At 38.8% G+C, this 24,662-nt stretch carries 35 protein-coding genes and 2 pseudogenes; 20 read left to right on the top strand and 17 right to left on the bottom strand.

Translation table 11 applies throughout. From position 1 onward, the window contains the following. Positions 1-176: 176 nt before the first annotated feature. The 3 genes from ANA_RS02195 to ANA_RS02185 form a co-directional block, all read right to left on the bottom strand. Positions 177-638 carry a hypothetical protein gene (locus tag ANA_RS02195; protein ID WP_015078414.1) on the bottom strand — a complete coding sequence of 154 codons (462 nt, stop codon included), beginning with the start codon at positions 636-638 and terminating at the stop codon, positions 177-179. A 5-nt stretch (positions 639-643) separates the two neighbouring features. Further along, positions 644-1,795, bottom strand: coding sequence for a ParM/StbA family protein (locus ANA_RS02190; RefSeq protein WP_015078413.1), 1,152 nt, complete (start codon positions 1,793-1,795; stop codon positions 644-646). A 363-nt stretch (positions 1,796-2,158) separates the two neighbouring features. After that, complete coding sequence (locus tag ANA_RS02185; protein WP_041457566.1) at positions 2,159-3,241, bottom strand: Gfo/Idh/MocA family protein; 1,083 nt, start codon at positions 3,239-3,241, stop codon at positions 2,159-2,161. Between the two features lie 576 nt (positions 3,242-3,817). On the opposite strand from ANA_RS02185, the gene queC reads away from it, so the two are divergent. The 3 genes and pseudogenes from queC (at position 3,818) to ANA_RS02175 (ending at position 5,091) form a co-directional block, all read left to right on the top strand. Continuing rightward, the gene (queC, locus tag ANA_RS02180; protein ID WP_015078411.1) at positions 3,818-4,501 is read left to right on the top strand and encodes a 7-cyano-7-deazaguanine synthase QueC; all 684 of its coding nucleotides are present in this window, start codon (positions 3,818-3,820) and stop codon (positions 4,499-4,501) included. Positions 4,502-4,559: 58 nt separating this feature from the next. Beyond that, positions 4,560-4,688, top strand: a pseudogene (locus ANA_RS27270) (type II toxin-antitoxin system HicA family toxin); the annotation flags it as partial. 1 nt (position 4,689) lies between these two features. After that, positions 4,690-5,091 carry a type II toxin-antitoxin system HicB family antitoxin gene (locus ANA_RS02175; RefSeq protein ID WP_015078410.1) on the top strand — a complete coding sequence of 134 codons (402 nt, stop codon included), beginning with the start codon at positions 4,690-4,692 and terminating at the stop codon, positions 5,089-5,091. A 223-nt stretch (positions 5,092-5,314) separates the two neighbouring features. Here the strand turns inward: ANA_RS02175 and ANA_RS26385 are convergent, their stop codons facing one another. Next, entirely contained in the window at positions 5,315-5,464 is a 150-nt protein-coding gene (locus ANA_RS26385) for a hypothetical protein (RefSeq protein ID WP_158310499.1), read from the bottom strand. Between ANA_RS26385 and ANA_RS23990 the strand changes: the two genes are divergently transcribed. From ANA_RS23990 to ANA_RS02155, 5 genes are all read left to right on the top strand, one after another. Beyond that, on the top strand, positions 5,463-5,669 hold the full coding sequence (locus tag ANA_RS23990) for a DUF559 domain-containing protein (protein WP_083881492.1): 207 nt from the start codon (positions 5,463-5,465) through the stop codon (positions 5,667-5,669). The genes ANA_RS26385 and ANA_RS23990 overlap by 2 nt on opposite strands. A 170-nt stretch (positions 5,670-5,839) precedes the next feature. Further along, complete coding sequence (locus ANA_RS02170) at positions 5,840-6,094, top strand: hypothetical protein (RefSeq protein ID WP_015078408.1); 255 nt, start codon at positions 5,840-5,842, stop codon at positions 6,092-6,094. Beyond that, on the top strand, positions 6,087-6,530 hold the full coding sequence (locus tag ANA_RS02165; RefSeq protein WP_015078407.1) for a type II toxin-antitoxin system VapC family toxin: 444 nt from the start codon (positions 6,087-6,089) through the stop codon (positions 6,528-6,530). The genes ANA_RS02170 and ANA_RS02165 overlap by 8 nt, the downstream gene beginning before the upstream one ends. A 119-nt stretch (positions 6,531-6,649) precedes the next feature. Further along, positions 6,650-7,699, top strand: coding sequence for a cobalamin biosynthesis protein CobW (gene cobW, locus ANA_RS02160; protein WP_015078406.1), 1,050 nt, complete (start codon positions 6,650-6,652; stop codon positions 7,697-7,699). Between the two features lies 1 nt (position 7,700). Then, entirely contained in the window at positions 7,701-8,159 is a 459-nt protein-coding gene (locus ANA_RS02155; protein WP_015078405.1) for an ABA4-like family protein, read from the top strand. A 53-nt stretch (positions 8,160-8,212) separates the two neighbouring features. Here the strand turns inward: ANA_RS02155 and ANA_RS02150 are convergent, their stop codons facing one another. The 4 genes from ANA_RS02150 to ANA_RS02135 all read right to left on the bottom strand — a co-directional run bounded on the left by ANA_RS02150 (position 8,213) and on the right by ANA_RS02135 (position 9,583). Next, on the bottom strand, positions 8,213-8,437 hold the full coding sequence (locus ANA_RS02150; RefSeq protein WP_015078404.1) for a hypothetical protein: 225 nt from the start codon (positions 8,435-8,437) through the stop codon (positions 8,213-8,215). Positions 8,438-8,494: 57 nt separating this feature from the next. Then, positions 8,495-8,803 (bottom strand): DUF3181 family protein, encoded by a 309-nt coding sequence (locus ANA_RS02145; protein ID WP_015078403.1) that lies wholly within the window; start codon positions 8,801-8,803, stop codon positions 8,495-8,497. Between the two features lie 118 nt (positions 8,804-8,921). Then, positions 8,922-9,179 carry a hypothetical protein gene (locus ANA_RS02140; protein WP_015078402.1) on the bottom strand — a complete coding sequence of 86 codons (258 nt, stop codon included), beginning with the start codon at positions 9,177-9,179 and terminating at the stop codon, positions 8,922-8,924. A 140-nt stretch (positions 9,180-9,319) separates the two neighbouring features. Then, positions 9,320-9,583: a hypothetical protein gene (locus ANA_RS02135; protein ID WP_015078401.1), complete on the bottom strand. Its 264-nt coding sequence runs from the start codon at positions 9,581-9,583 to the stop codon at positions 9,320-9,322. Positions 9,584-10,275: 692 nt separating this feature from the next. Between ANA_RS02135 and ANA_RS02130 the strand changes: the two genes are divergently transcribed. Together ANA_RS02130 and ANA_RS23985 are read left to right on the top strand one after the other, a co-directional pair. After that, the gene (locus ANA_RS02130; RefSeq protein ID WP_015078400.1) at positions 10,276-11,676 is read left to right on the top strand and encodes a TldD/PmbA family protein; all 1,401 of its coding nucleotides are present in this window, start codon (positions 10,276-10,278) and stop codon (positions 11,674-11,676) included. Between the two features lie 125 nt (positions 11,677-11,801). Further along, positions 11,802-11,933, top strand: coding sequence for a WG repeat-containing protein (locus ANA_RS23985; RefSeq protein WP_083881413.1), 132 nt, complete (start codon positions 11,802-11,804; stop codon positions 11,931-11,933). Positions 11,934-12,085: 152 nt separating this feature from the next. Here ANA_RS23985 and ANA_RS23395 read toward each other — a convergent pair whose 3' ends face one another. Beyond that, positions 12,086-12,391, bottom strand: coding sequence for a hypothetical protein (locus ANA_RS23395; RefSeq protein ID WP_015078398.1), 306 nt, complete (start codon positions 12,389-12,391; stop codon positions 12,086-12,088). A 175-nt stretch (positions 12,392-12,566) separates the two neighbouring features. On the opposite strand from ANA_RS23395, the gene ANA_RS02120 reads away from it, so the two are divergent. Genes ANA_RS02120 through ANA_RS02105 form a run of 4 tightly spaced genes read left to right on the top strand, consistent with a single transcriptional unit; the run spans position 12,567 to position 14,042 of the window. Beyond that, positions 12,567-12,893 carry a hypothetical protein gene (locus ANA_RS02120; protein ID WP_015078397.1) on the top strand — a complete coding sequence of 109 codons (327 nt, stop codon included), beginning with the start codon at positions 12,567-12,569 and terminating at the stop codon, positions 12,891-12,893. Continuing rightward, the gene (locus tag ANA_RS02115) at positions 12,890-13,345 is read left to right on the top strand and encodes a hypothetical protein (RefSeq protein WP_015078396.1); all 456 of its coding nucleotides are present in this window, start codon (positions 12,890-12,892) and stop codon (positions 13,343-13,345) included. Before ANA_RS02120 ends, ANA_RS02115 begins: the two co-directional genes overlap by 4 nt. 9 nt (positions 13,346-13,354) lie before the next feature. Continuing rightward, positions 13,355-13,657, top strand: a complete 303-nt coding sequence (locus tag ANA_RS02110) for a type II toxin-antitoxin system HigB family toxin (RefSeq protein WP_015078395.1) — start codon at positions 13,355-13,357, stop codon at positions 13,655-13,657. Then, positions 13,617-14,042 carry a helix-turn-helix domain-containing protein gene (locus ANA_RS02105; protein WP_015078394.1) on the top strand — a complete coding sequence of 142 codons (426 nt, stop codon included), beginning with the start codon at positions 13,617-13,619 and terminating at the stop codon, positions 14,040-14,042. Before ANA_RS02110 ends, ANA_RS02105 begins: the two co-directional genes overlap by 41 nt. Before the next feature lie 93 nt (positions 14,043-14,135). On the opposite strand, the gene purQ is transcribed toward ANA_RS02105, so the two are convergent. After that, on the bottom strand, positions 14,136-14,807 hold the full coding sequence (gene purQ, locus ANA_RS02100; protein ID WP_015078393.1) for a phosphoribosylformylglycinamidine synthase subunit PurQ: 672 nt from the start codon (positions 14,805-14,807) through the stop codon (positions 14,136-14,138). 169 nt (positions 14,808-14,976) lie between these two features. Between purQ and ANA_RS28075 the strand changes: the two genes are divergently transcribed. Beyond that, complete coding sequence (locus ANA_RS28075) at positions 14,977-15,102, top strand: hypothetical protein (RefSeq protein WP_256370264.1); 126 nt, start codon at positions 14,977-14,979, stop codon at positions 15,100-15,102. Here the strand turns inward: ANA_RS28075 and purS are convergent. Continuing rightward, positions 15,082-15,360, bottom strand: coding sequence for a phosphoribosylformylglycinamidine synthase subunit PurS (gene purS / locus ANA_RS02095; protein ID WP_041457555.1), 279 nt, complete (start codon positions 15,358-15,360; stop codon positions 15,082-15,084). The two genes, ANA_RS28075 and purS, sit on opposite strands and share 21 nt — an antisense overlap. Before the next feature lie 126 nt (positions 15,361-15,486). Here purS and ANA_RS02090 point away from each other — a divergent pair, with 126 nt between their 5' ends. Next, on the top strand, positions 15,487-15,924 hold the full coding sequence (locus ANA_RS02090; protein WP_015078391.1) for a Fur family transcriptional regulator: 438 nt from the start codon (positions 15,487-15,489) through the stop codon (positions 15,922-15,924). Here ANA_RS02090 and ANA_RS27265 read toward each other — a convergent pair. After that, positions 15,911-16,012, bottom strand: a pseudogene (locus tag ANA_RS27265) (NfeD family protein); the annotation flags it as partial. The gene ANA_RS02090 and the pseudogene ANA_RS27265 overlap by 14 nt on opposite strands. 225 nt (positions 16,013-16,237) lie before the next feature. Between ANA_RS27265 and ANA_RS02085 the strand changes: the two are divergent. After that, positions 16,238-18,166, top strand: a complete 1,929-nt coding sequence (locus ANA_RS02085; protein ID WP_015078390.1) for a protein phosphatase 2C domain-containing protein — start codon at positions 16,238-16,240, stop codon at positions 18,164-18,166. Between the two features lie 298 nt (positions 18,167-18,464). Further along, positions 18,465-18,686 carry a ferredoxin-thioredoxin reductase variable chain gene (locus ANA_RS02080; protein ID WP_015078389.1) on the top strand — a complete coding sequence of 74 codons (222 nt, stop codon included), beginning with the start codon at positions 18,465-18,467 and terminating at the stop codon, positions 18,684-18,686. 80 nt (positions 18,687-18,766) lie between these two features. On the opposite strand, the gene hetI is transcribed toward ANA_RS02080, so the two are convergent. After that, positions 18,767-19,483: a 4'-phosphopantetheinyl transferase HetI gene (gene hetI / locus ANA_RS02075; RefSeq protein WP_015078388.1), complete on the bottom strand. Its 717-nt coding sequence runs from the start codon at positions 19,481-19,483 to the stop codon at positions 18,767-18,769. Between the two features lie 12 nt (positions 19,484-19,495). After that, on the bottom strand, positions 19,496-20,569 hold the full coding sequence (locus tag ANA_RS02070; protein WP_015078387.1) for a YheT family hydrolase: 1,074 nt from the start codon (positions 20,567-20,569) through the stop codon (positions 19,496-19,498). 219 nt (positions 20,570-20,788) lie between these two features. On the opposite strand from ANA_RS02070, the gene ANA_RS02065 reads away from it, so the two are divergent. Continuing rightward, positions 20,789-21,532, top strand: coding sequence for a response regulator transcription factor (locus ANA_RS02065; RefSeq protein WP_015078386.1), 744 nt, complete (start codon positions 20,789-20,791; stop codon positions 21,530-21,532). Here ANA_RS02065 and ANA_RS25545 read toward each other — a convergent pair. The 3 genes from ANA_RS25545 to ANA_RS02055 all read right to left on the bottom strand — a co-directional run bounded on the left by ANA_RS25545 (position 21,479) and on the right by ANA_RS02055 (position 22,656). Beyond that, on the bottom strand, positions 21,479-21,673 hold the full coding sequence (locus tag ANA_RS25545; RefSeq protein WP_148279012.1) for a hypothetical protein: 195 nt from the start codon (positions 21,671-21,673) through the stop codon (positions 21,479-21,481). The genes ANA_RS02065 and ANA_RS25545 overlap by 54 nt on opposite strands. Before the next feature lie 102 nt (positions 21,674-21,775). Continuing rightward, entirely contained in the window at positions 21,776-21,955 is a 180-nt protein-coding gene (locus tag ANA_RS26810; protein ID WP_041457552.1) for a hypothetical protein, read from the bottom strand. Positions 21,956-22,035: 80 nt separating this feature from the next. Then, the gene (locus tag ANA_RS02055; RefSeq protein WP_015078385.1) at positions 22,036-22,656 is read right to left on the bottom strand and encodes a hypothetical protein; all 621 of its coding nucleotides are present in this window, start codon (positions 22,654-22,656) and stop codon (positions 22,036-22,038) included. A 450-nt stretch (positions 22,657-23,106) separates the two neighbouring features. On the opposite strand from ANA_RS02055, the gene der reads away from it, so the two are divergent. Continuing rightward, positions 23,107-24,471, top strand: coding sequence for a ribosome biogenesis GTPase Der (gene der / locus ANA_RS02050; protein WP_015078384.1), 1,365 nt, complete (start codon positions 23,107-23,109; stop codon positions 24,469-24,471). Positions 24,472-24,662: the final 191 nt, after the last annotated feature.

The following is a 24,662-nucleotide window of genomic DNA, read 5'->3' as shown; positions in this document are numbered from 1 at the left end:
GCCTAGTGCCATAACGACGATTTTCAATGCTAACCTACTTATCTACATCTTTGTGGTCAAGGTCAAATAAACAAAATATCCCACCAATAATGCCGAAATGGCTTATGGGTGGGACTCATGGTAGTTTAGTTAAGAATTTTTCTCGAAGTAAAAACTAGGTTCTTCCTGGTTTTTTCTTAGAAATCATCAAGAAACTGACCAATACGACTAATTACAGGGTCTACTTCTTGAGGTATGGCTGGCGCCACGCTAACGCTATCAGAAGGAATACAAGTAAGTGGTTCCTGATTCAGGATGATTGTCAACTTTGCTACTTGTTGAGTAAGTTGCAACATTTGACTTTCCATAGACTCCAAACGATGAGACTCTTTAGCGAAAAAACGTTCTTCAAAACCAGCTATTTGATTTTGGATCTCACCGATTTTTTGTTCAACCGTGGTTACATTTGCTATCTTAGAAGTTAGTTGTACAGGTTCTGGGACACACAAAAAGTTCCAAAGAGCCTCTTTGCACAGGTCACTGAAAGTTTTATCTGGCTGTGTCTCTAAGTAGTTTTCCACCTGCGCTAACAAGCTCTCATCAGCAATTTCTGGATTGAACGTAACGGATTTAACTACCTTTTTTGACCATTGGAACATCGGTTTTATGACCTAGCACGAACAGCAGCAGATAATTGCGCTTCTCCATAAATATACTGCCCCAAAGCATTAGCCTGGCGAGAAGGTGCAGCTAAGTAAGCGTTGATTTGAGCTTCTTTGAGCAGACGTTGGACATCTTCCCAGAAAAATTCTCCACCACCACCTGTAATAATCACATCAGTTACCCGCTCTGGCAACCACGCTAACACACGAGAGCAAATTTCCCGTGAAAACTGTTCTTTGAGGTTAGGCAGAAAATCATCTAAATTGGTAGGTTTACTAGCACCTTTAGGACGATAAAAGCGATCGCCTTTAGGCTTATTAACCGCAGAAATCAGTGCCAAAGATTGACTATCAGCACCCTGTACTTCCGCAGCTACCAGTTCATAAAACTTGCTCATGCCAAAGTCTTCACTCTTAGAAGCAGCCCTGGCAAAGCGGAAATTATCCACCATGATCATATCAATGGTTTGGTGGCCAATATCAACAATCCCCACAGATATTTTCGTAAAATCGGGAACTGCTGTGCCTTTATTAGGTTGAGTTTCTGACCACAGCAAACTACCATAGCCTTCGGGCATTACCCAGACTTTGCTAATATTCAAAGTTATGGATTCACCTCGGAAATTCAATACATGAGGTCCAGTTACCAAGCTAGTTAACTGTGCCTTTTCTTTTTCAAATTGTTCCAACGATAAGAACGGCAAACCCAGGACAACGAAAATTTCATCTCTGAGTTTAAAGTACCCGGCAGATGATAATACTTTGACCAGAGCATCTTCTACCTTAGATTGGCCAACGCCAAGATTAGCCCCAAAATCGGCGGCTAATTGCCCTACAGCATAACCACTACCTTGATACTCCAGCCACAAATCCATCAGTGGGTCAGTTGCCTTAGCCTCAAATACACCGCCGCGAATTTGCTCAATTGATGTTTGCTTGACATTGGCAGGAATGAAAGCCACATTAGCGGGTTCACGGCTCACACAAGTCTTTGTAGAGGTTCTACCTAAATCCACACTCAGAATAGTTTTACCGGTAATATTGCTTGGCCTTCCAGGATTTACCGAATTCATGGGTGTCGCTGCTGCTGGTTGACGGTTCATGGAAATGGCAGCGGCATTCATTGGATTGGCTACGGGGGGTTGGTCTGTCATGAAATCTCCTCTTTAAAAAGTTATCATGCTCATCTTACAAAAAAGGTGAGCTCCAAAAAATTTTAGGTTGGGTTAAGTGTAACTAGAAATACGTGAAAATTGAGAACAGGCAATGGTCAATTTTCGATGATTTAGCATTTTTGATGGCGGTTTTCGGTAGATGTCCGGCTTTTCTTCCTGATTTGGTGTTTTTACGCTTGTAATTGATTTGCCAACAAATCAACACTATAGCAAGTAGTCCTACTTTAATTGCTAAAATTAGTTGCAGAAGATTATTTTATCAATACTCCTGAGTTCTGACTCCTGATATGGTGGGAGAAAAAATCATTAATTTCCCCCACTACCAGTTTTAGCTACATCTAACTAAATGCTTGATGTCAACGATTGAACTCTGGATTCCGAAGACCACTCTAATGGATTCCAAACTCTTTCTTCTAAAGCCATTTGCTCAATTAAACTAGCCAAACGTAAAGCTTTGAGAGCTTGTTCACCACCGACAGAAGGCTGATTGCCACCACGGACACAGTTGACAAAATGCTCTAATTCTGCACTGAGAGGCTGAACATTACTGGTATAAACCTTTTCGATTAAACCATCTTGTCTATAGAGGACTTTTTGGTGGTCAATCAGAGGATTTATCGGTGTTTGCCGATGTACCAATATCTCATTAGTGAGAAAATCTGCTTCTGTAAATGAATTTTTACAATGGGCAACTAAGCGGCGAATTTTGCGATGAGTAACTTTGCTGGCTGTAAGCGTGGCAACAACACCATTGGCAAACCCCAAGGTGGCAGTTACATAATCTAAATAACCTGAGTCTAAAGAACGAGTCCCACTAGCAGTCAATTTTACTACTGGTGAGGCGGCTAATTCTAGCAGCAAATCAATGTCATGGATCATTAAATCCAGGACTACGGAAACATCATTCGCCCGCGCTGAATAAGGACTCATGCGGTGAGATTCTAAAGCCAAAACTTCCTCGGTTTTGAGGACTTGGGTGAGTTCCCTAAAGGCGGGATTGAATCGCTCAATGTGACCAACTTGCAAAATACACTGAGATTCGGCCGCAGCATTAACTAGAGATTCTGCTTCAGAAATACTAGCCGCTATGGGTTTTTCAATTAAAACATGGATTCCTGCTAACAAACAGTTGATACCCACAGCATAGTGAAGCCGTGTAGGTACAGCAACACAAATTGCATCTACATGAGGTAGTAAGTCGCAGTAATCTTCAAAAAACCGGACTTTGTATTTGCTGGCAGTTTCTAAACCACGTTCGACGTTAATATCGGAAACGCCGACTAGTTCCACATCTTTCATGGAACTCAGGACGCGGGTATGATGTTGTCCCATGTTGCCAACCCCAATCACACCTATACGGATGTGATGCGGCTGACTGCGCTGTGAATATAGATTTGGTTCTGACACTGATATGCTATCTTGCACTATTGTTCTCTCCTCAACCACCAAATTTAGAGACGCTACGGTCGTTGGCCTTTATACTTAAACGCCAGGTTTGATTTGTCTTAAACCATCCAGATGGTAACATAGTGATTATCTTTATGAAGAATTTCAAAGTTTGGGTTCAGTTCCCGCCATCTGGTAATCTTTTCGGTCAGCAGTTGTTAATTATCCTGTTTTATTCATCTATGATAAAAATTATGTGTTTTTTTGGGTTGACTGTGTAAATTTCATAACTTCTTAGTAGAAATTCTCAGGTACGTATTTGGGAAATTAACTAAGTTCAATAAATACCTGATTTTTACAGGGGGTAAATTAATCACCCTTACTACAAGTAAAATTACAAGTCATCAAATAGTTAATACTCAGAGTATAATGTTTTAGACGATTTATACAATTGATATTCTCATTCCTGAGAGTCTTTTTGGACATATTTAATTTTTGTTTGTGGCATTTTGTTGATTTTCCCATCTTTTGGATGCAATTTATCAAGGAATGGGTAATTGGTCAAATTTCCCGCTTCTACCCCTGTTTATTGATCTCCCATTTCTTATTCTGAATATGAAAGCTGTAATTCTGTTGTCTGGTGGTTTAGATTCTTCGACAGTTCTTTACAAAGCAAAGGCTGATGGCTGTGAATGTTACGCTATTTCTTTTGATTATCAACAGCGGCATAGGAAAGAATTAAATTCTGCTTTGATGATTGCTAAAGCGGCTGGAGTAATTCAACATCAAGTGGTTAATTTTGACTTGGGACAATGGGGTGGTTCAGCACTGACAGATCAGAAGATTGATCTCCCTACAGGGCGATCGCTGGCCGAAATGGCCGATAATATTCCTGTAACCTATGTTCCAGCCCGGAATACCATCTTTTTAAGTTTTGCTTTGAGCTATGCTGAGGCGATCGCCGCAGAAAGAGTATATATTGGCGTTAACATCCTAGATTATTCTGGCTACCCAGATTGTCGTCCTGATTATATCGAAGCTATGCAGGAAGTTTTCCGCTTGGGAACAAAACAAGGACGTGAGGGAGAAGCTATGAAAATTATTGCTCCGTTAATTGATTTAAAGAAGACAGAAATTATCCAACTAGGTAATCAATTAGGAGTTCCTTGGGATCTCACTTGGTCTTGCTATGCTGGTGGTGAGTCAGCTTGCGGTGTCTGTGATTCTTGTCAGTTGCGATTAGCGGCTTTTGCAGAATTGGGTTTAAAAGATCCTATTGATTATTCTGAAGTTGGTTAGAGGTTGTTTGAAAAGTATTATATGAAACCCATAATTTCCAAAAACTGAAGAAGTTCGATCTAATGGGAGTCATCACACTTTCCGTCATGAGGATGGAAGAATACAAGTTGTACCCAAAAAAGAGGGACAAAAAGTAAAAGGAATTTATATTAAGCAGATTGTAAAACTGCTCAGATTAGGGGAGTAGTATGTCTAAGAAAAATAAAACTGAACGTGAGTCACTAGAATTTTACTTGAATTTGAAATATCCAGTTACACTTTACCCTGATCCTGATGGGGGATATGTAGCAGAAATTAAAGACCTTCCTGGATGTATGACTCAGGGAGAAACAACAGATGAAACGTTATTTAATATTGAAGAAGCACGTAGTTTATGGATAGAAACAGCCTATGAATATGGGGATGAAATTCCCTTACCCTCAACTCAAGTTCAATACAGTGGTAAAGTTTTACTACGGATACCTCGATCATTGCATGAGAGATTAACAGAAAATGCAGAGAAAGAAGGAGTTAGTCTTAATCAATATCTTGTGTTTTTGTTAAGTGAAAGAAATGCTATTAAGTCTTTAAGCATGGCAAATGTTAAGTAGAAATCTTTTGATCTAAGTTAAAATTTTGGTTAAACGTTCACTTTAAAAAATTTGATGAATACTCATAGCGATCGCTAGTTAACGCCAAATGCGATGCACCTGGAGAATTTGCCAGTTTATATGAAAAGATTATAGAAAATACAGATTTAATTTTACGAAAAACTCCCGAAAATGATAATACTTTTAATAACCAAGGAGTTAAATTTTCTTCAGACTCAACAATTCACACTTGGGAAAATCTACGCTTTCGCTCAAAAACGGAAATCAAAATTGCTGAAGCATTAGACAGAACTGGAGTTTTATTTGTACCCAACTCCTTAGCAAGACTTACCACACCTAAAGGTAGAGAAAATAAAGAAGCTGATTTTCTCATTTGTTATAACGGTAAATGGGGAGTTTTAGAAGTTGATGGACCATTTCACACCGCAGAACGCAGAGTTGAAGAACAAGAAAGAGAACGCATTTTTAAGAAAAACGGTATCAAAGTTGTAGAAAGATTTGATGCTGAAAGATGTTATAACAATCCTGATGAAGTAGTCCAGGAATTTTTCAAAATGATAGAAATTGGATATTCTTAAAAGCAAGCATAAAGAAGATCCCCGACTTCTTTTTTAAACTTGTCAATAAAATGTAAATTGATCTCAGAAGTCGGGGATCTGGATCTTGTGGTAAAATTGAGGTTAAATCAAGCAACTTACGTTATAATCAAATAAATATCAACAATTATTCCTTACCAATAACTACAACTATGAACAGGGAATTAGTCAAAAAATTAGTTGAAATTATTCATTGTTTATCCCCAGAAGAGAAACAATTATTAGAAACAGAATTACAAATTAAACCTGATTGGAATATTATCAAAAAAAGCATCATTCAAAGAGGAGAAATACTTAACCAAAGACTTAATAATCAATCTTTACAAGATACAATTACTAATATTATTTCAGAAATGAGAGAAGAAAGATGTGAAGAATTAATCAATTCATTGAAAGTCCATGAATAATTATCTAATTTGTGTAGATGCCAGTTTTACCATTAACTTAATTAATAGTAAATCTCTGGATTCACCATTTATCAAACTATGGGAAAATTGGCAACAAAACTCTGCTACTATTATTGCTCCTACATTATTTTATTATGAAATCACTAATGCTTTACATCGCATGAATCAAGCAAATTTATTAACCATTGAAGATACAGAAAAAGCGTTGCAAGATGCGTTAAATTTGGGGATAGTTCTTTATGGAAGTTCTCAATTTCCCCAACTTCACGAAATGGCATTAACTCTAGCAAAAACTCTGAAACTATCTGCTGCTTATGATGCTCATTACCTAGCATTATCAAAGCTATTAAATGCAGAATTTTACACAGCAGATAAACGTTTATATAACAGTATTAAATTATCTTTAAACTGGGTACACTTTATCTCTCACACTTAACCTAAATCTGGTTCTATACCTAACCCCTTAACAAGTTTAGATCCCCGACTTCTCTAAGAAGTCGGGGATCTGGGTTATACAATATATGGTAAAATTGATTTCAAAACTACACACAAAACATGGCTACAAAGATCCCCGTTACCGTGATCACAGGCTTCTTAGGAAGCGGTAAAACCAGCATTATCCGTCACTTACTCCAAAACAACCAAGGACGACGGATAGCCGTATTAGTCAACGAATTTGGTGAACTGGGGATAGATGGAGAATTATTGAAATCTTGTCAAATTTGCCCCGAAGATGAAACAGCAGAAAATCCAGAAACTAATATATTTGAACTCACAAATGGCTGTTTATGCTGCACCGTGCAAGAGGAATTTTACCCGACAATGCGGGAATTAATTAAACGCCGAGATAGTATTGACTATATTATCATTGAAACCTCTGGTTTAGCATTACCAAAACCCTTAATTAAAGCCTTTCGTTGGCAAGAAATCCGCAATGCTGCTACAGTAGATGCAGTAATTACAGTGGTAGATTGTGCTGCGGTTGCAGCGGGAACATTTGCTAGTGATTTAGATGCGATAGCCGCACAACGCCAAGAAGATGATAGTCTAGAACATGAAACACCATTACAAGAATTGTTTGAAGATCAACTTGCTTGTGCTGATTTAGTGATTTTGAATAAAACTGATTTAGTTGATAGTGAAACCCAAGCACAAGTTCTAGAATTGGTCAAGCATGAATTACCGAGAGTTGTGAAAATTGTCTCTAGTGATTATGGTAAATTAGACCCATCTATCTTATTAGGATTTGCAGCCGCAGTTGAAGATAATTTAGATTCTCGTCCTAGTCACCATGACACCGAAGAAGACCATGATCATGATGATGAAATTAACTCAACTCATGTCATTTTAAACCGGACTTTTGACCCAGAAAAGCTACAAGCAATATTAGAAAAGCTGGCACAGGAACAAGAAATTTACCGAATTAAAGGATTTGTGGCTGTTGAGAATAAACTCATGCGGTTAGTTATGCAAGGTGTAGGTAATAGATTTGATAAATTTTATGATCGTCCTTGGAAACCAGAAGAAGCAAAACAAACCAGTTTAGTTTTTATCGGTCGTAATTTACAATCTTCAACAATAGAATCTCAATTAGTAGCTTTGTAATATGAATATCACAGATTTATTTAACGTTGCCAATTTGTTTGTTTTGCCTTTTTGGGCTTTGATGATTCTGTTACCAAATTGGAAAATTACCCGCAAGGTAATGGAATCTTATCTACCTTTTGTGGTTTTAGCAGGTGCTTATTTGTATTTATTTGTCACTAGCATTACTCCAGAAAACGCCGCAGCTTTATCAAATCCTCAACTAGCAGATATAGCCAGGTTTTTTAGTAATGAAACTGCTGCTGCTACAGGTTGGATTCATTTTTTAGTAATGGATTTATTTGTCGGTAGATGGATTTATTGGGAAGGACAAAAAACCGGAATTTGGACAATTCACTCGATAGCTTTGTGTTTATTTGCAGGTCCTTTAGGTGTGCTTTCTCATATTTTCACCTATTGGATTACAAAAGCCTTTTCTAAAGGTTCTGAAGGGGTGACAGAAAAAGCTGCTGTTAATTAAATTAATGTAGGGGTTTAGCATTGCTAAACCCCTACGAAATACTGTAATTAATATCAAGCTGCTACAGCTTCTCTTTCTCTAAATTTGGCATCTAACCAACAGCGGGGCAATTTTTCCCCAGAAGGAAATACTAATTCTTCCTTTTGATAAATGTCCGTTTCCTGTTCTTCTTGTCCTTCTTGGTCTTGGGCATGGACAATCTTACTAGTGGGGTCTAATAGTTCTTGAACATCAACTATTTTCACCAAATCGCGGCTATCTTTGATTTGTAAAAACATCTTGATCAACCTCCATTATTTCAATGTGTAAATTTGCCAATGGGAAGAAAATAAAGATTAGATTTCCCGTTGATATTTTTCGACAATATCTACTAAGGTCACTTGACATTGCAAGGGTAATAAATCAATTAAAGATAGTTCCTTTCTACCACCACCAACTTTGACAGTAATAGATTCTAAAACAGCAATTACCTTATCTTCATTAACGCTTTTAGAAGTAATTAAAGGATACAATTTTTCAGCCACAACATTATGCAGTTTGGCATCAGATAGATATAGATGCCATTTGGCAATATCTATATAAACACTTTCACCAATTTCTGCGGCTAGGGTTTCTAGTAATTCTGTGGTATTAGTTTTAGCCATAAATATAGCCTCTTTGTTAGTAACATCGGGATATCTTAGCTTATTTCATATTATCACTCAATTAGCTAGACTTGATCTACTACCACAGGTGAGAATTCCCTAGCTTGTTTTTCTTTCTTTAGGTAGATTTCGGTGGTGTGGGGTCGTAATTAGCGATCGCACCAATGTAAATTAGATGCAGCAGCAATACTCCTACCCAACCAATTGTTACTCCAGGTAGCCATTCCCAGGCAGTAGTTTTCAAAATGTGAAAAAACCACAACCCAGAAGTGACAGTTGCACAAATACCGACATGAACAGCGAAATTCATGCGATCATCTAGTTTACGGAAATCTGGATCTTTACGATCTGGTTTGCGAGGCCAACGGGGAGGCATAAATATAAATGTTTGTAACAGCAGTTAACGCACCTTATTTATTGTAAGGTGTTTGCGACTGACTTGCTCAGATACACAAATAATTTCACCCATCTGGGGATGAGATAATATTGATGGTGTTCCCCAGATGGTAATATGGGCTATGAACTCTGCACAGTTGACTCTGCATAGCAACTATCACCAAATTCGCTACCTCTGGCACTAGGTACTAAAGTCCAACCTGCTTTAAAGAGTTTTTGATAAGTTGCCCAACCCTTAGAACCACGAGGGACGCGATAATCTGGAACTGAAAATTGCGGAAAAGCTGTGTAAGGCCGCCAAGGTTGTCCAGGTGCAGTTTGTAAGTACAAAATCTTTTGATCATCGCCGTTAGACTTAGATAACCAGCACATTTGTCGAACCATAGTGAACTCCTTGATTGTTTAGTTGAAATATCACAAGGACGCTAACTGCGGATATTTAGGATGGTGGGAAGTGGCTGTAAAGGTGTTTTTTATTCCCAATCTAAAATCCCAAATTGGTATGACAGGTTTTTGTGATGTCATCCGCAATTGTGATAAAGTTATTTTGTCCCTATGTTTAAGGCTGTAAAGATTATTTTTGTCAGGTAAATTATTGAGGAAGGCAAACTCCTGTGGGCTGCTGTTTATGAAAATAGAAAGATGAACAAGAACAATGGTTTTTTGGTTCTTGATGTTTTTTTACTATGTGAATATTTTTATCATGTTATCCACGGTTGCAAGAATTTGATGTATCCATAGTTACGATTTTGCAAAAATTATTAAAAATTTATTGGCAAGGGAATTTATAAGTTAGGAGGTAAAATAAGTATTACAGCAGATTTCGCTCTAATGAGGTACAAACTTGAATTATGAAACTCTTGTAGTGCGGGCATCTTGCCCGCTGAATATGTACCTCATAACACCGGAAAGTGCTGTAAAAGATTTTAACTTCTTTCAAAATGATCAAGTAAGCTGTTATGATTTAAGATGGTTCTATGTTGGTTTTTCTATTCATATAGATAAGTAAAGATTATGATAACTCCAAAATATGTTTTTCAATCAGAAAATAAATGTAATTTATAGCGATTTATAAAATGAAAACTAAACTTACTGACGTTCAAAATCTCCTCTCAGATTTAATTTCTCGTTACTCTTCCCGTGTGGATTATTTGATGATTCGCTTGGAAGAAGCCGAGGGAACAGATATTGTCTTGCGGGGTGATAAAGTGGAAACTCTCAGCGAGGGAATTTCTATTGGTGGTCATGTTCGCACTTGTTATAAAGGTGGTTGGGGATTAAGTAGTTTTAATAAATTAACAACCATTGAAGACCGCATAGAAGAAGCCATTGCCGCAGCCCGGATAGTGGGTGATGAAGAGACTATACTTGCAGCCATTGATCCCGTACAGGCTGTATGTAGATTGCCTTTATTGGGTACTGACCCTCGCCAGGTTTCGCTAAAGCAGAAAAAACAATTATGCGATCGCTATACTGACCTCCTGAAAACAGTTGATCACCGAATTACTACTACCTCAGTTCATTACAGTGACAGCACCCAAAGAGTCATTATTGTCACCTCTGAAGGAACTTTCATTGATCAATCTTGGGTAGATATGGAAATGCGCTTTGCAGCCACAGCCAGGAATGGGGACACTGTGCAAACTGGTAGAGAAACCACTGGTTCTCGCAAAGCCTACGAAGACTTAACTAATTTAGACAAACAAGTTAAAGGTGCAGCAGAAAGGGCAGTTACGTCCTTATCTTTACCTTCTGTCAAGGGCAATACTTACACCGTAGTTATTGATCCCATTCTCAGCGGTTTGTTTGTGCATGAAGCCTTTGGACATCTTTCTGAAGCAGATATGGCTTATGAAAACCCTGATATTCTGGAAGTCATGACTCTAGGACGACGTTTTGGCCCCAAAGAATTGCAAATATTTGATGGTGCTGCACCCCAAGGACATCGCGGTAGTTATTTTTACGATGATGAAGGTACACCTGCGACAACTACCCAGTTAATTGAAGATGGTGTATTAGTTGGGAGACTGCATTCCCGTGAAACTGCTGGTAAATTGGATGAGAAACCCACAGGAAACGCCCGTTGTCTTAATTATCACTATTCCCCCATTGTGAGAATGACAAATACCTGGATTGAACGGGGTAAAACTCCCGTCGCAGATTTATTTACGGGGATTAAAGAAGGTGTTTTTGCCCAAAATTGGTTAGGGGGAATGACGAACGGGGAAATGTTCACTTTCAGTGCTGGGGAAGCCTGGATGATTAGAAATGGCAAAATTGCTGAACCTGTGAAAGATGTCACCCTTTCCGGTAATGTTTTCCAAACCCTCGCAGATATCGAAGCCATTGGTGATGATTTTTACTGGGATGAATCCGGGGGTTGTGGTAAAGGTGGACAAAATGGTTTACCTGTCGGTTGCGGTGGTCCCAGTTTACGAATTCGGGATGTGGTGGTGGGAGGGGAAAGTGGAGAATAGTTCTTCCTTATCAAGATTCAGTTTAACATATTTTTTGGTGCAAGTCAATAGCTTCAACCCATAAAACGCGAAAAATTATCATTCATTTGAGATACTCGACTTTTCCCAGCAGTCGGGTATTTAAAATGAATGGTAAGTGGGGATTTATTAATAATAGTGGTCAATTACTTATTCCCTGTAAATTTGATGATGCTTTAAGTTTTTCAGAAGGTTTAGCAGCAGTAACAATTAATGGCAAAGAACACTTAGGAATGTGAATTAAATAAGGTGCAAAAGTAGTGTTAGCGACAGCGTAACGCACCATTCCAGGTTACATCAGAATTGCAGGTTATTAAATTTGCGTTCCTTAATAGATAAAACAAGAAAGATAGTTTATTAACTAAGAGGATGTTTGAAAAGTTTCCGGCGATTAGAAATCGCTACTACACAAACAAAGTCCACCTGCGTGGACTAACGAAAAATCAAGGCTTTTGAACCCACGTTCGCGTAGCGTTCCGAAGGAATAGGTGGGTTTCGTCTGTGTAGTTCCGCGACTTCTAGTCGCCCTTGCAAGTAATAAATTAGACTTTTCAAACACCCTGTTAGGATGAGTTTGATTAGTTTGCACGCGATAGAGAATATACCCAACTTCATCAATTACATCTTCAGGAAATTCTAGAAGCTCTTCTTTGGCAGAATTTACCCAAATAACTGTTCTGATTGTATCATTAGTCATAATTTATAGGATGTTTGAAAAGTTTTTAATGTATAAATAAACCCCTCTCCAAACCTCTCCCCGACGCGGGGAGAGGCTTTGAAACCCCCATTCCCTTGTAGGGAAGGGGGGAAGGGGGGTTAGGTTTCTAGAGATTATCGGTTTCATCTAATACTTTTCAAACAACCTCTAATTAGTGTCTGACAAAATCCATTCCAGATATGCGGATGGAACACCAGTTTATCAAAGTCAAAGACCTCCTAGATTTGGTGAACCCGTAGCCGATCCTTTAGCACAAGCAGCCCATTCCAGATTAAGATGGGATCAATACCATCAAAGAGTTTATCAAGCTAGAGAATTTGATACCAATGGTCAACCAGTGCGAGATATTGACTTTACTAGTCCGACATATCCTAATGGTACACTCCGCCCTGATCATTTACCACCGCCTCATCAACATCTTTGGCTTGCTAATATAACAGGTGGTACTCCCACTCGCAGTAAACAACCACAAATTCTATGAATAACCTCCAAAAATCGGCTTTTACCTTAGTTATTCAACCAGAGGAAAAAATAGAAAATCGCGTTTATATCATTGTCAATTACTTAGCTAAAACCTATCTTGAATCACAATGGCTGATTACTGAAATAGATGCTACCGGATTATTAGGAAATCGTTTAACGTCTATTTTAAATAATCAAGAGAATACGACTATTTCTTCTTCAGATTTTTTACAACTTTTGCAAGAAGAAGGACAAATTCTAGATTTAGAAGCTACCTTAGTGAAAAGTTCTCAAGAAATTATTACTGTTTTTATCAGGGATGGTTATTCTGTAGATATTTTAGGAGTAACAGAATTATTACCTGTTAATGTTTTGAATAATTGTATTCGAGTTGATGCTAATTTATTTGACACTCAAGAAACAGAAATATCTCAACCTAAAATTAATGTTGTTTATCAAAAAATTGCTTAACGTCTAGATATGCACATTATCAGCAAAAAGAGATTAAAAGAATTTTCGCAGCAGCATCCAAAATCTGAATCAAATCTAGAAACATGGTATAAAATTGTTAATAAAGCCAAATGGGAAAACTTTGTTCAATTACGTCAAGTATTCCCATCTGCGGATTTAGTTGGTAACTTCACCGTTTTCAACGTTAGTGGGAACAATTACCGACTGATCGCTTTAGTAGACTATCAATATCAAGAAGTGTATATTCGCCATATCCTTACCCATGCAGAATATGACAAACAAAATTGGAAACAAGACCCTTGGTACACCTAAAACTTATGTAGAATTGATCACTGCTTTTCCTCCCAGAAAAATTACCTCAGAGGAAGAATTAGCCATAACTCAAAATATTATTGATTCTTTATTAGATCAAGAAAGGCTAACTCCTGACGAACGAGATTATCTGCATTTATTAGGATTAGTAGTATCTGAATATGAAGAAGAAAATTATCCTGTAGCAGATATTTATGGAGTAGAACTATTAAAAGTATTAATGACAGAATTGAATTTACAACCCAAAGATTTAATGCCAATTTTTGCCGATGAAACTATAATATCTGATATTTTGTCAGGAGAACAACCTCTAACTATTGAACAAATCGAGAAACTTAGTAATTTCTTTCATGTTTCTCCATCTGTGTTCTTAAAAAATGTTTAGTTGATGTAATGAATACTAATAATAATAAAAGAATTTGATACCAAGTATAGTAAATATAAAAATCCCCGACTCCACTCAGAAGCCGGGAATCTATTACACCAAAGCCGCTACCTTCCCCAACAACCCCTCAAACAAACGCAAACCATCGCTATTCCCTAACGCGGAATCTGCTGCTCGTTCTGGATGTGGCATCATCCCCAAAACATTGCCTTGCAGATTACAAATCCCCGCAATGTTGTTGAGTGAACCGTTGGGATTTGTTTGATAACGAAATAAAACTTGTCCGTTGGCTTCGATTTCTGCTAAAGTGGTTTCGTCACTGTAAAATCGCCCCTCTCCGTGGGCAATGGGTAAAGTGATGATTTCCCCTTCAAGATAACCTTGAGTCCAAGGTAAATTATTACGCTCAACTTTCAAGGGAGAGCGATCGCAAATAAAGTGCAAATCTTGATTTCTAGCCAATGCCCCAGGTAATAAACCAGCCTCAGTTAATACCTGAAACCCATTGCAAATACCCAAGACAAATTTACCTTGTTGTGCATGGTCAATTACTTGCTGCATCACAGGAGAGAAGCGAGCGATCGCCCCACAACGCAAATAATCCCCATAACTAAAGCCACCGGGGACAATCACTACATCTATATCACTAATATCTGTCTCTTGATGCCAAACCATGCGCGTTGGTTGTCCTAGTAAATCTCTAGTAACATAGGCAACGTCACGATCACAATTAGAACCTGGAAAAACTAAAATACCGAATTTCATTGTTTGTCAGTTGTCAGTTGTTAGTAGGGGCGAAGCATTTGGAAGATAAATTATTGGTCATTGCCAAAAATAGTTCTCCAAATGCTTCGCCCGTACAGTTGTCAGTTGTCAGTAGGGGCGAAGCATTTGGAAGATAAATTATCGGTCATTGCCAAAAATAGTTCTCCAAATGCTTCGCCCGTACAGTTGTCAGTTGTCAGGGAATAGGCAAAAGGCAAGAATTTTCCCTCTTACCCATTACCAATCACCAATCACCAATTACCCATTACCCATTTCAAAATACGCCAGTTTGTGATTCTACCTCAATCAAGTCAAAGCGATAATTTTCGATGACAGGATTTGATAACATTTGATCACAAATTTGATTTAAGTCTCGACGCGCTTTCATCTCATCAGGTGCGACAATAGTTAACTCAATGTACTTACCAATTCTCACCTGTTCCACGTTGTCGTATCCCATTTGTTTGAGGCCAGATTGTACAGCCACACCAGCAGGATCTAAAACTGAAGTCCTAAGTGTCACGAAAATTTTAGCTATATATTTTATTTGCACAGGCTTTTTGCTGAATGCTGCGATCGCTATCCTATAACTTTTATGGTCTAACTGAGTGAAAATATAATCAGGAGTAGAAGTAATTCATGAATTCCCCCTACATAGATACAAATTTAACAAACATTTATGAGAGCCATACATACTCGTAGTCAAGAACGGATTTTAAACCTGTTACAAAATCTTAAACAAGGCATTTCTGCCCAGGATATTTACGTAGAACTACGTAATCTCAAACAAAGCATGGGTTTAGCAACAGTTTACCGTTCCTTGGATGCTCTCAAATTAGAAGGCTTAGTGCAAGTGCGAACTTTGGCAAATGGGGAAGCCTTATATAGCTTAACACAACAGGATAAACACCATCTCACCTGCCTACAATGCGGTATTTCCATTCCCATTCATCAATGTCCTGTCCATGAACTCGAAAACCAATTACAAACCAGCCATCAATTTAAAGTGTTTTATCACACTCTAGAGTTTTTTGGACTGTGTACAAAATGTCGAGTCAAGGAGTCACCGAGTCAGGAGTCAGGAGTCAGAATGAAGGAAGGAAGGAAGAAGGAATGAAGAAAGAAACAAAAGCTGATGGTAAAGAAAGTTCCGTTAAACACAGAACCGACCCTGCTAACAGCCAAATTAAGGTAAAACTTGGCATAACGCTTTTCCCTTACAATAGATTTACTCGTACTAATTTTATGAGAGACTGCAAAGAATCATGAAATCTATTGATCCATCCTTATCTGCGTTTATCTGCGTTTATCTGCGTTCATCTGCGTTCAAATATTCTTAAAATCTGATTCCATGCAGTTCCATCTTAACTTGAGATTAGATACATCAATACAGTGAATATTTACATAAAAAACTAATCATCAATTTAATTATGCTTTCTACTCAACGGATTATTAATTGCCCAAATTCAGAATGTGATCAACCAATTAACTCTGTGGGGGATACTATTTGCGATCGCTGTCACACTCCCCTAATTTACCGCTATCTCCGGGCAACTGGCAACCAAGTAGCAGAAATTCCCCCAGGAACAAAAGTAGCAGACAGATATGAAGTCATCAACCCACAAATTTGGCTAGATACCAAACCTGCAACCCTACCACATATACCTGCCCCACTGCCAAATATCGTTATTCCCTATCTCAGCTTATATTCACAACGTTTACATATTCCCCAAGCTTATGGGTTTACTTCCTTAGCAGAAATATATGGTGATATTTTACTGCTAGAAAATGCCCCCATAGATGAAACAGGCTGCATTTACCCGAAAATTACCGACTCCTGGGAACAAGCATCTCCCGTCAGACAAGTTTACTGGTTATGGCAAATTCTCCAACTATGGACACATTTATCAAAATTAGGAGTTGCCCAAAGTTTACTATTAGCAGATAATTTATGTGTGCAAGGTTGGTGTATTCGGTTATTAGAACTGCATCAAAGTACAGAACCACCAACTTTACAAGATTTAGGTAATTCTTGGCGGAACTGGGTGACAATAGCCAAAACCACAATTGCCGAAAAACTAAACATCATAGTTGAGTTAATGTGTCAACCAGAAATTGATTTACAGATCATCAATACTCAACTCAATGAATTATTGCTAACAACAGCCGCCGACTTACCTTTATATTTAACCATAGCCGGGGCAACAGATCCTGGAACTGTTATTAAACATAATGAAGATGCTTGTTATCCCAGTCATCCGAGAGATATAGATGATCAATTACAACCACGACTAGCAATTATTTGTGATGGTATTGGTGGCCATGAAGGTGGTGAAGTTGCGAGTCAATTAGCTTTGCAGTCTCTCAAATTGCAAATGCGGGCTTTATTAACAGAGATAGGACAACAAACAGAACTATTAACTCCGGATTTATTATATCAACAAATAGAGTCTTGTTTGCGAGTCGTTAATAATGTGATATGGTCGCGCAATGACGAGGAAAAACGCCAGGGCAAAGAACGCATGGCCACAACCTTAATCATGTCATTGCAAATCCCCCAAAGAGGAGAACAATTAGAAAATTCCCACGAACTTTATTTAGCCCATATTGGTGATAGTCGGGTTTATTGGATAACCCAGAATTATTGTCAACTTCTGACTGTAGATGATGATATGGTAAAACGAAAAGTTGGTTTAGGGAAAACTTTATATCGTCAAGCATTGCAAATCCCAGAAGCCAAAGCCCTGACCCAAGCACTAGGCACAAAAGAAGCCGAATTTCTCAACTTTTCGATTCAACGATTTATCATAGAAGAAGATGGGATTTTATTGCTGTGTTCCGATGGTTTAAGCGATCGCAATTTAGTCGAACAATCCTGGCAAGACTACGCAATTCCCGTGCTTACAGGCGATTTAGACATAGCAGATGCTACCCAGGAATTAATTAAACTCGCCAATGAAAAGAATGGCCAAGATAATATATCTGTAGTATTGACCCTTTGTCGTGTGGCCAAACCATCCTCAATGGCAATTATCCCCGCACCTCCGGCAGAAATTATTCCTCCCCAACCCTTAGCTGTTCCCGATTCAGAAGCATTAATTATCACAGCATCCATAGAAACAGATTTAGCCGCAAGTTCCCAAGCCCTGCTTGATTTAAGTCTGACAGAAGCACAGACAGCACCGATAAAACCATCTAGAAGCAAAGGTTTGGGACTATTTGCGAGATTATTAGTTTTGTTGCTGGGAAGTACCACTGTCGGTTTATTTGCTTGGTGGCAATTATCTCCCCAATCATTCTCACAAGTCTGTCGGCAACTTCCCCAAAAGGTGCGAGAATTCTGTCCAGGCAGGGAGTAGGTAGGGAGTAGGTAGGGGAGGTAGGGGAAGTAGGGGAAGTAGGGGAGGTAGGGGAAGTAGGGGAGGTAGGGGAGGTAGGGGAGGTAGGGAAAAGAGTATTACCATTACCAATTACCAATTACCCATTACCAATTACCAATTACCAATCATCTTAATAAGAAATATACAAGTTTGTTCCACGGCTGAATAGCGCGATGTGTTGTAAAATTGAGTTTGCCATTAAATCATGCTGGATTTTATATTCAAAAAAGCTGTGGAGATGGTTTGGGAACAAAAAAAGTTAGATACATAAGATATTATGAAAGTAGGCGATCGCGTGCAAGTGAAAGAATCAGTAGTAGTTTATCATCATCCTGAACATCGCGGTCAGGCTTTTGACATCAAAGGTACAGAAGGAGAAATAGTGGCTATTGTCACCCAATGGCAGGGTAGACCCGTGAGTGCTAACTTTCCTTTTTTAGTGCAGTTTGGCAAAAAATTTAAAGCCCACTTACGCGATTTTGAAATAGAAAGTATCTAGAATAGGAGTCAGAAGTCAGAAGAAGGAATAAAAAAGAATTCAGTATCCCCAATAATTGATTCTCACTTCTGAACTCTTTTTCAGTAATATTCCCAGCAATGCAAATTAATATTGCTACCTGCAACTACAACCGCAGCCGCAAAATTTTCTGCTGGTGTTAATTCTCTTAAATTCCAATCTCCTGATACAAGTAATTGACTTGGTTGATTTGGTGTTAAAGATATTTCAATTTCTTCTAACTGTACTAAACCATCTCCTGTGGCTTTTAAATAAGCTTCTTTGCAAGTCCAATAACGGAAAAATATTTGTTGCTGTTCTTGGGGAGAAATAAGTCGCAGATGTTCATATTCTTTAAAAGAAAAAAACCGTTTTGCCAGACTTTCCAAATCAGACATAGTGCGAATATATTCTAAATCCACACCAATTTGATTTTGATAACTTACTCCACACAAAGCCAAATCTTGGGAATGAGATAAGTTAAATAATAATCCTTGATCAGCAAATTTAGCCGCTAATAAAGGCTTACCACGGGGCTGATATTCAAATTCTACTTGTTTGGGATCAATACCCAAATATTGCCCTAAAATGGCGCGGAGAGTGCCACGTCCAGCAATAAATCTTTGCCGATGTTCAGGAAAATAAAACCTTTGGGCGCGAGCAATTTCATCACTAGATAAAGTTTCTCGAAAAAATTGTAATTGTGATTCTGATGAATTTAAATTAATGCGCCAAATATGCACATCATTTAATAACAAATCTAATTTTTTAGGTGCAGGTAGCCAATTAAAATTAAACACAATCGCTAATAATTAAACTTTACTTTTTTGCATAGAACCATTTTCAATTTTTTGGCTACGGCTTGTTTCTATCCACTCTAAAACACGATTCCAAGCCCACCATTGATCAGGATCTTCATATTGATTTTGACATTTTTTGCTACTCACATAACCAACATGGCCACCGTAGCGAGTCAGTAATAAATCTATGTCAGGGTTTTTCGTAGCAGCGGCTTCTAAATCAGGAATAATGGCAGGATCAAATAAAGGGTCATCAGCAGCATATAAAATTAAAGTTGGTTTGGACAATTTAGGTAATAATTCTAACCCACTGCTGGCTTGATAATAATCAGCGACGGTGGCAAAACCCAAACGTTCAATCACCAATTCTTCATCAAATCCCCAAATACTATTAGCCCGTGCAATAGCTTCTGGTTGCATAGATTCAGGATAAACAGCATGAATTTTCCAGGCCAGTTTTTTCAATTCCTTAGCAATGCGAGATTCAATATATTTACCAAAGGGGTGTGTAACCAAATAAGTCAATGAACGGAACGAATCCAAACTCGGACAAATCACCGCCCCACCTGCAATATCAATGTCTTTAGGTGCTAAATCCGCTGCGGCTTTCACTCCCCACAACGCCAATTGTCCCCCCAAAGAATAGCCCGTAAACCAAAATGGCGAAGGACAACCCATTTTTGCCGCAGTTTCCGCAATTCTGACAAAATCTTCCCCTTCATACAAACCATCAGAAGTCAATGTTGGCGATAATTCTGCGGTTTTACCATGCGCCCGCCAATCAAATAACACCACAGCATAGCCTTGGGCGTAAGCCTTGCGTCCCAAAATTCTTAAAAACCATTGTTGGTCTAATTCTCCAGTAATGCCATAAGTGCCAACAATCGTACCATGGGCATTTGGGGGAATAGCAACTTTTCCAAAAATTGGCACACCTTGACCACCTGTGAATATGACTTCCTGGTATTTTGGTTCTGGGTGAGTAGTTTTACTCTCCCAATCACGATTAGCCCATAAAGCTGTATAAGTCGTCATGGTCACGCCATTTTGCAAAAAATAGGGCGGCAAATACTCGTATTTATACATATAAATATTACAATCATTTACTTTTAATATTTATATTAGGTTTAACATATTTTTTATAATTGAGGTGGTAATCTTTTTATATATCAAGGAAAACAACTGTCTAGAGTTTGCTCCATGATCTCACAATCCCTCAACTTTTTCCCAGAATCAGCAAAGCGAAATTTTGGTAGTCGAGGAAACGTCAATTATCCTTAAATAAAGTAGTTATAATTTTTAAGAATGCCGAGGATTCTTGTCATAGACGATGACCCAGCGATTTCAGAACTTGTTGCCGTCAACTTGGAAATGGCGGGCTACGATGTTAGTCAAGCCGAAGATGGTATCAAAGGTCAGGCGCTGGCTCTCCAGCTACAACCAGACTTAATTATGCTCGATCTGATGTTACCTAGAGTAGATGGGTTTACAGTTTGTCAACGCTTACGTCGGGATGAACGCACTTCCGAAATTCCTGTATTGATGTTAACTGCTTTAAGCCAAACTCAAAACAAGGTAGAAGGCTTTAATGCTGGTGCGGATGACTATCTCACCAAACCCTTTGAGCTAGAAGAGTTATTAGCGCGGGTACGGGCTTTATTAAGACGCACGGACAGGATTCCCCAAGCTGCAAAACATAGCGAAATTCTCAACTATGGACCGATTACTCTCGTTCCCGAAAGATTTGAGGCTATCTGGTTCAAAACAACAGTGAAATTGACTCATTTAGAATTTGAGTTACTCCACTGCTTGCTACAACGTCATGGACAAACCGTTTCCCCCAGCGAAATCCTCAGAGAAGTTTGGGGTTATGATCCTGATGATGATATTGAGACTATTCGCGTGCATATTCGTCATTTGAGAACCAAACTCGAACCAGATCCTCGTCATCCACGCTACATTAAGACTGTCTACGGTGCGGGATATTGTCTGGAATTACCTAGTGTATCTTCTGGAATTGACGAAGCGATCGCTACAATAGTTGAGTGAAAGGGAACAGGGAACAGGGAACAGGGAACAGGCAAGAATTATTACCACTGACAACTGTACGGGCGAAGCATTTGGAGAACTATTTTTGGCAATGACCGATAATTTATCTTCCAAATGCTGACAACTGTACGGGCGAAGCATTTGGAGAACTATTTTTGGCAATGACCGATAATTTATCTTCCAAATGCTGACAACTGTACGGGCGAAGCATTTGGAGAACTATTTTTGGCAATGACCGATAATTTATCTTCCAAATGCTGACAACTGTACGGGCGAAGCATTTGGAGAACTATTTTTGGCAATGACCGATAATTTATCTTCCAAATGCTTCGCCCCTACTAACAACTGACAACTGACAAAAAGTCCATTTTTTGTAGGTTGGGTTAAGCGACAGCGCAACCCGACGCATTTGTTGGGTAACATACGTCAACCCAACCTACAAATCAAGAGTTTTTTCGATTTGGACAAGGTATTGTTATATAGATTGAATTTTTAACGCCAACTTAACTTATTGTTAATGTTTTTTTGCTTTTTAATCGCTTTAACCCTACACCAAGACCAATTCCTGTTATAGAACCAAGAATAGTACCACTCCCTGAAATATCCCAAGGCACAGGCACAGCCACAGCTGTAGCGAACCATCGGTTGGGATTATTCCAGTTACCTATGTTGTAGGAGTGTTGAACTTCATCTATATATGGAAGTTGGGTTGAATTGTTCGGCTGTATTGACGCTAAACTTAGAATAGTGTTCGTCTTTCCAGGTACGTGTTCAGTCTGGGTTGCATAAGCGAAGTACGCTCCTGCCCAATCATTCCCATTTATGTCAGTCGGATTCACGTAACAACCGCCTAATTGACAACCAACAACACTAGCCAATCCATTAGCAAGAGATTTATTTCCCCACAACGCATTAAGTGGACTGTTCAAAGCGTTTGTGCCGGAAAAAGCATCATTGCCATTGAAACTGTGCGTAGTTACATCGTACTTTGAACCATTATAGGTAAAAACAACAGCACCAGCAGGGGAAGCAGAAGCAATCATCCCAGCCAAGGTAGCACCAGCGATAGCTATACAAACTTTTTGGTTGATGAACATGGTGTTCAAAAATAAAATAGTTAACACAAACAAAGTTTAATACTATGTGACCATAAATATTGAATCTCATAACAAAATTTCGTACTTAAAGACATAGTAACCCCAAAATAACAAAATTAGCTCGCAAAGACAATCTTCCTGAACCAGTCTACATAGCTCGTATGTTGACACAAAAAATTCTCTAAATATCGCAGTTGACCTCACTTGGTCGTACTCACAATGCTTATACAGCCTTTGAACCATCCTAATTTGGCTACAGTATTGACAAATTTAATTATTTCTAATTGCAGATTTTTAGAACAAAACTGTTCCCAGTTAAGAGTTAAGAGTTCCCTACCCTGACAGACAACTTTTTCAAAAACTCCTAATTATCAAAAACCATGGTACAATAAATAGTTCTCTAAAACAGTGCTGGGTGAAGAACGTAGAGACAAAACTCAGCACACCTACACACTCAGCACTAAAGAACTCTAGTTTATGCCATTGCCAATTGTTGCAATTATCGGCCGCCCCAATGTGGGCAAATCTACCTTTGTAAATCGTCTTGCCGGAGATCAAACGGCAATAGTCCATGATGAACCAGGGGTAACACGCGATCGCACCTATCGTCCAGCTTTTTGGAATGATCGGGAATTTGTGGTAGTGGACACAGGTGGCTTGGTTTTTAATGATGACACCGAATTTCTCCCCATGATTCGCCAACAGGCGTTAACAGCACTTTCAGAAGCTTGTGCTGCTATTTTTGTTGTGGATGGACAAGCTGGTTTGATGCCCGCAGATGAAGAAATTTCTGAATGGTTACGTCAACAACCAGTACCCGTATTACTGGCTGTGAATAAATGTGAATCTCCAGATCAAGGGGTGATTCAAGCTGCTGAATTTTGGGAATTGGGACTAGGTGAACCTTTCCCCATTTCCGCGATTCATGGTAGTGGGACAGGGGAAATCCTGGATGAGTTAATGAATCACATTCCTCTGATAGTAGAAGAAGAGGAAAATAAGGAAATTAAAGTTGCCATTATTGGTAGACCAAATGTAGGCAAATCCAGCCTACTCAATGCGTTTGTTGGTGAATATAGAGCTATTGTCAGTCCTATTTCTGGAACAACTAGAGATACAATTGATACAGTAGTTGAACGAGGTGATCAAACCTATAGGTTAATTGATACTGCTGGTATTCGCAAAAAGAAACATATAGAATACGGGACAGAATTTTTCAGTATTAACCGCGCTTTCAAAGCTATTCGCCGTTCTGATGTGGTTTTATTAGTGATTGATGCGGTAGATGGCGTAACTGAACAGGATCAAAAATTAGCAGGTCGCGTCTTAGAAGAAGGTCGCGCTTGTGTTATTGTTGTCAACAAGTGGGATGCTGTTGAGAAAGACTCGTATACCATTTATGATCATGCAAAAGAATTAGAATCACGCTTACACTTTACAGAATGGGCAGATACCATTTATGTTAGTGCTGTTACGGGACAACGGGTAGAAAAGATTTTAGAATTGGTAAATACAGCGGCTGAGGCACACAAACGCCGTGTGAGTACATCAGTAATTAATGAAGTGCTAGAAGATGCTATCAGTTGGCATTCACCACCGACTTCACGGGGCGGTCGTCAGGGTAAGATCTACTATGGTACTCAGGTGAGTAGTCAGCCTCCTTCTATCGCGCTGTTCGTTAATGACAATACCCGCTTTAATGATAATTATCGCCGTTACATTGAACGCCAATTCCGCAAACAGTTAGGCTTTCAAGGTACACCCATTCGGCTATTTTGGCGCAGTAAGAAAGTTCGAGACGTGGAAATTGGCGGTCCAAACCGCGCTACTCGTGTAAAATAGGAAACGTAAGGAGTCAGGAGTCAGTTAGGAAGTAGGAAGCCAAAAAGGAAGCCAAAAAGGAAGCCAAAAAGGAAGCCAAAAAGGAAGCCAAAAAGGAAGCCAAAAAGGAAGCCAAAAAGGAAGCCAAAAAGGAAGCCAAAAAGGAAGCCAAAAAGGAAGCCAAAAAGGAAGCCAAAAAGGAAGCCAAAAAG

This window comes from Anabaena sp. 90, from assembly GCF_000312705.1.
Lineage (GTDB): Bacteria > Cyanobacteriota > Cyanobacteriia > Cyanobacteriales > Nostocaceae > Dolichospermum > Dolichospermum lemmermannii.
The sequence above is the reverse complement of the archived record's forward strand: the minus strand, read 5'-3'. Positions and strand labels throughout refer to the sequence as shown.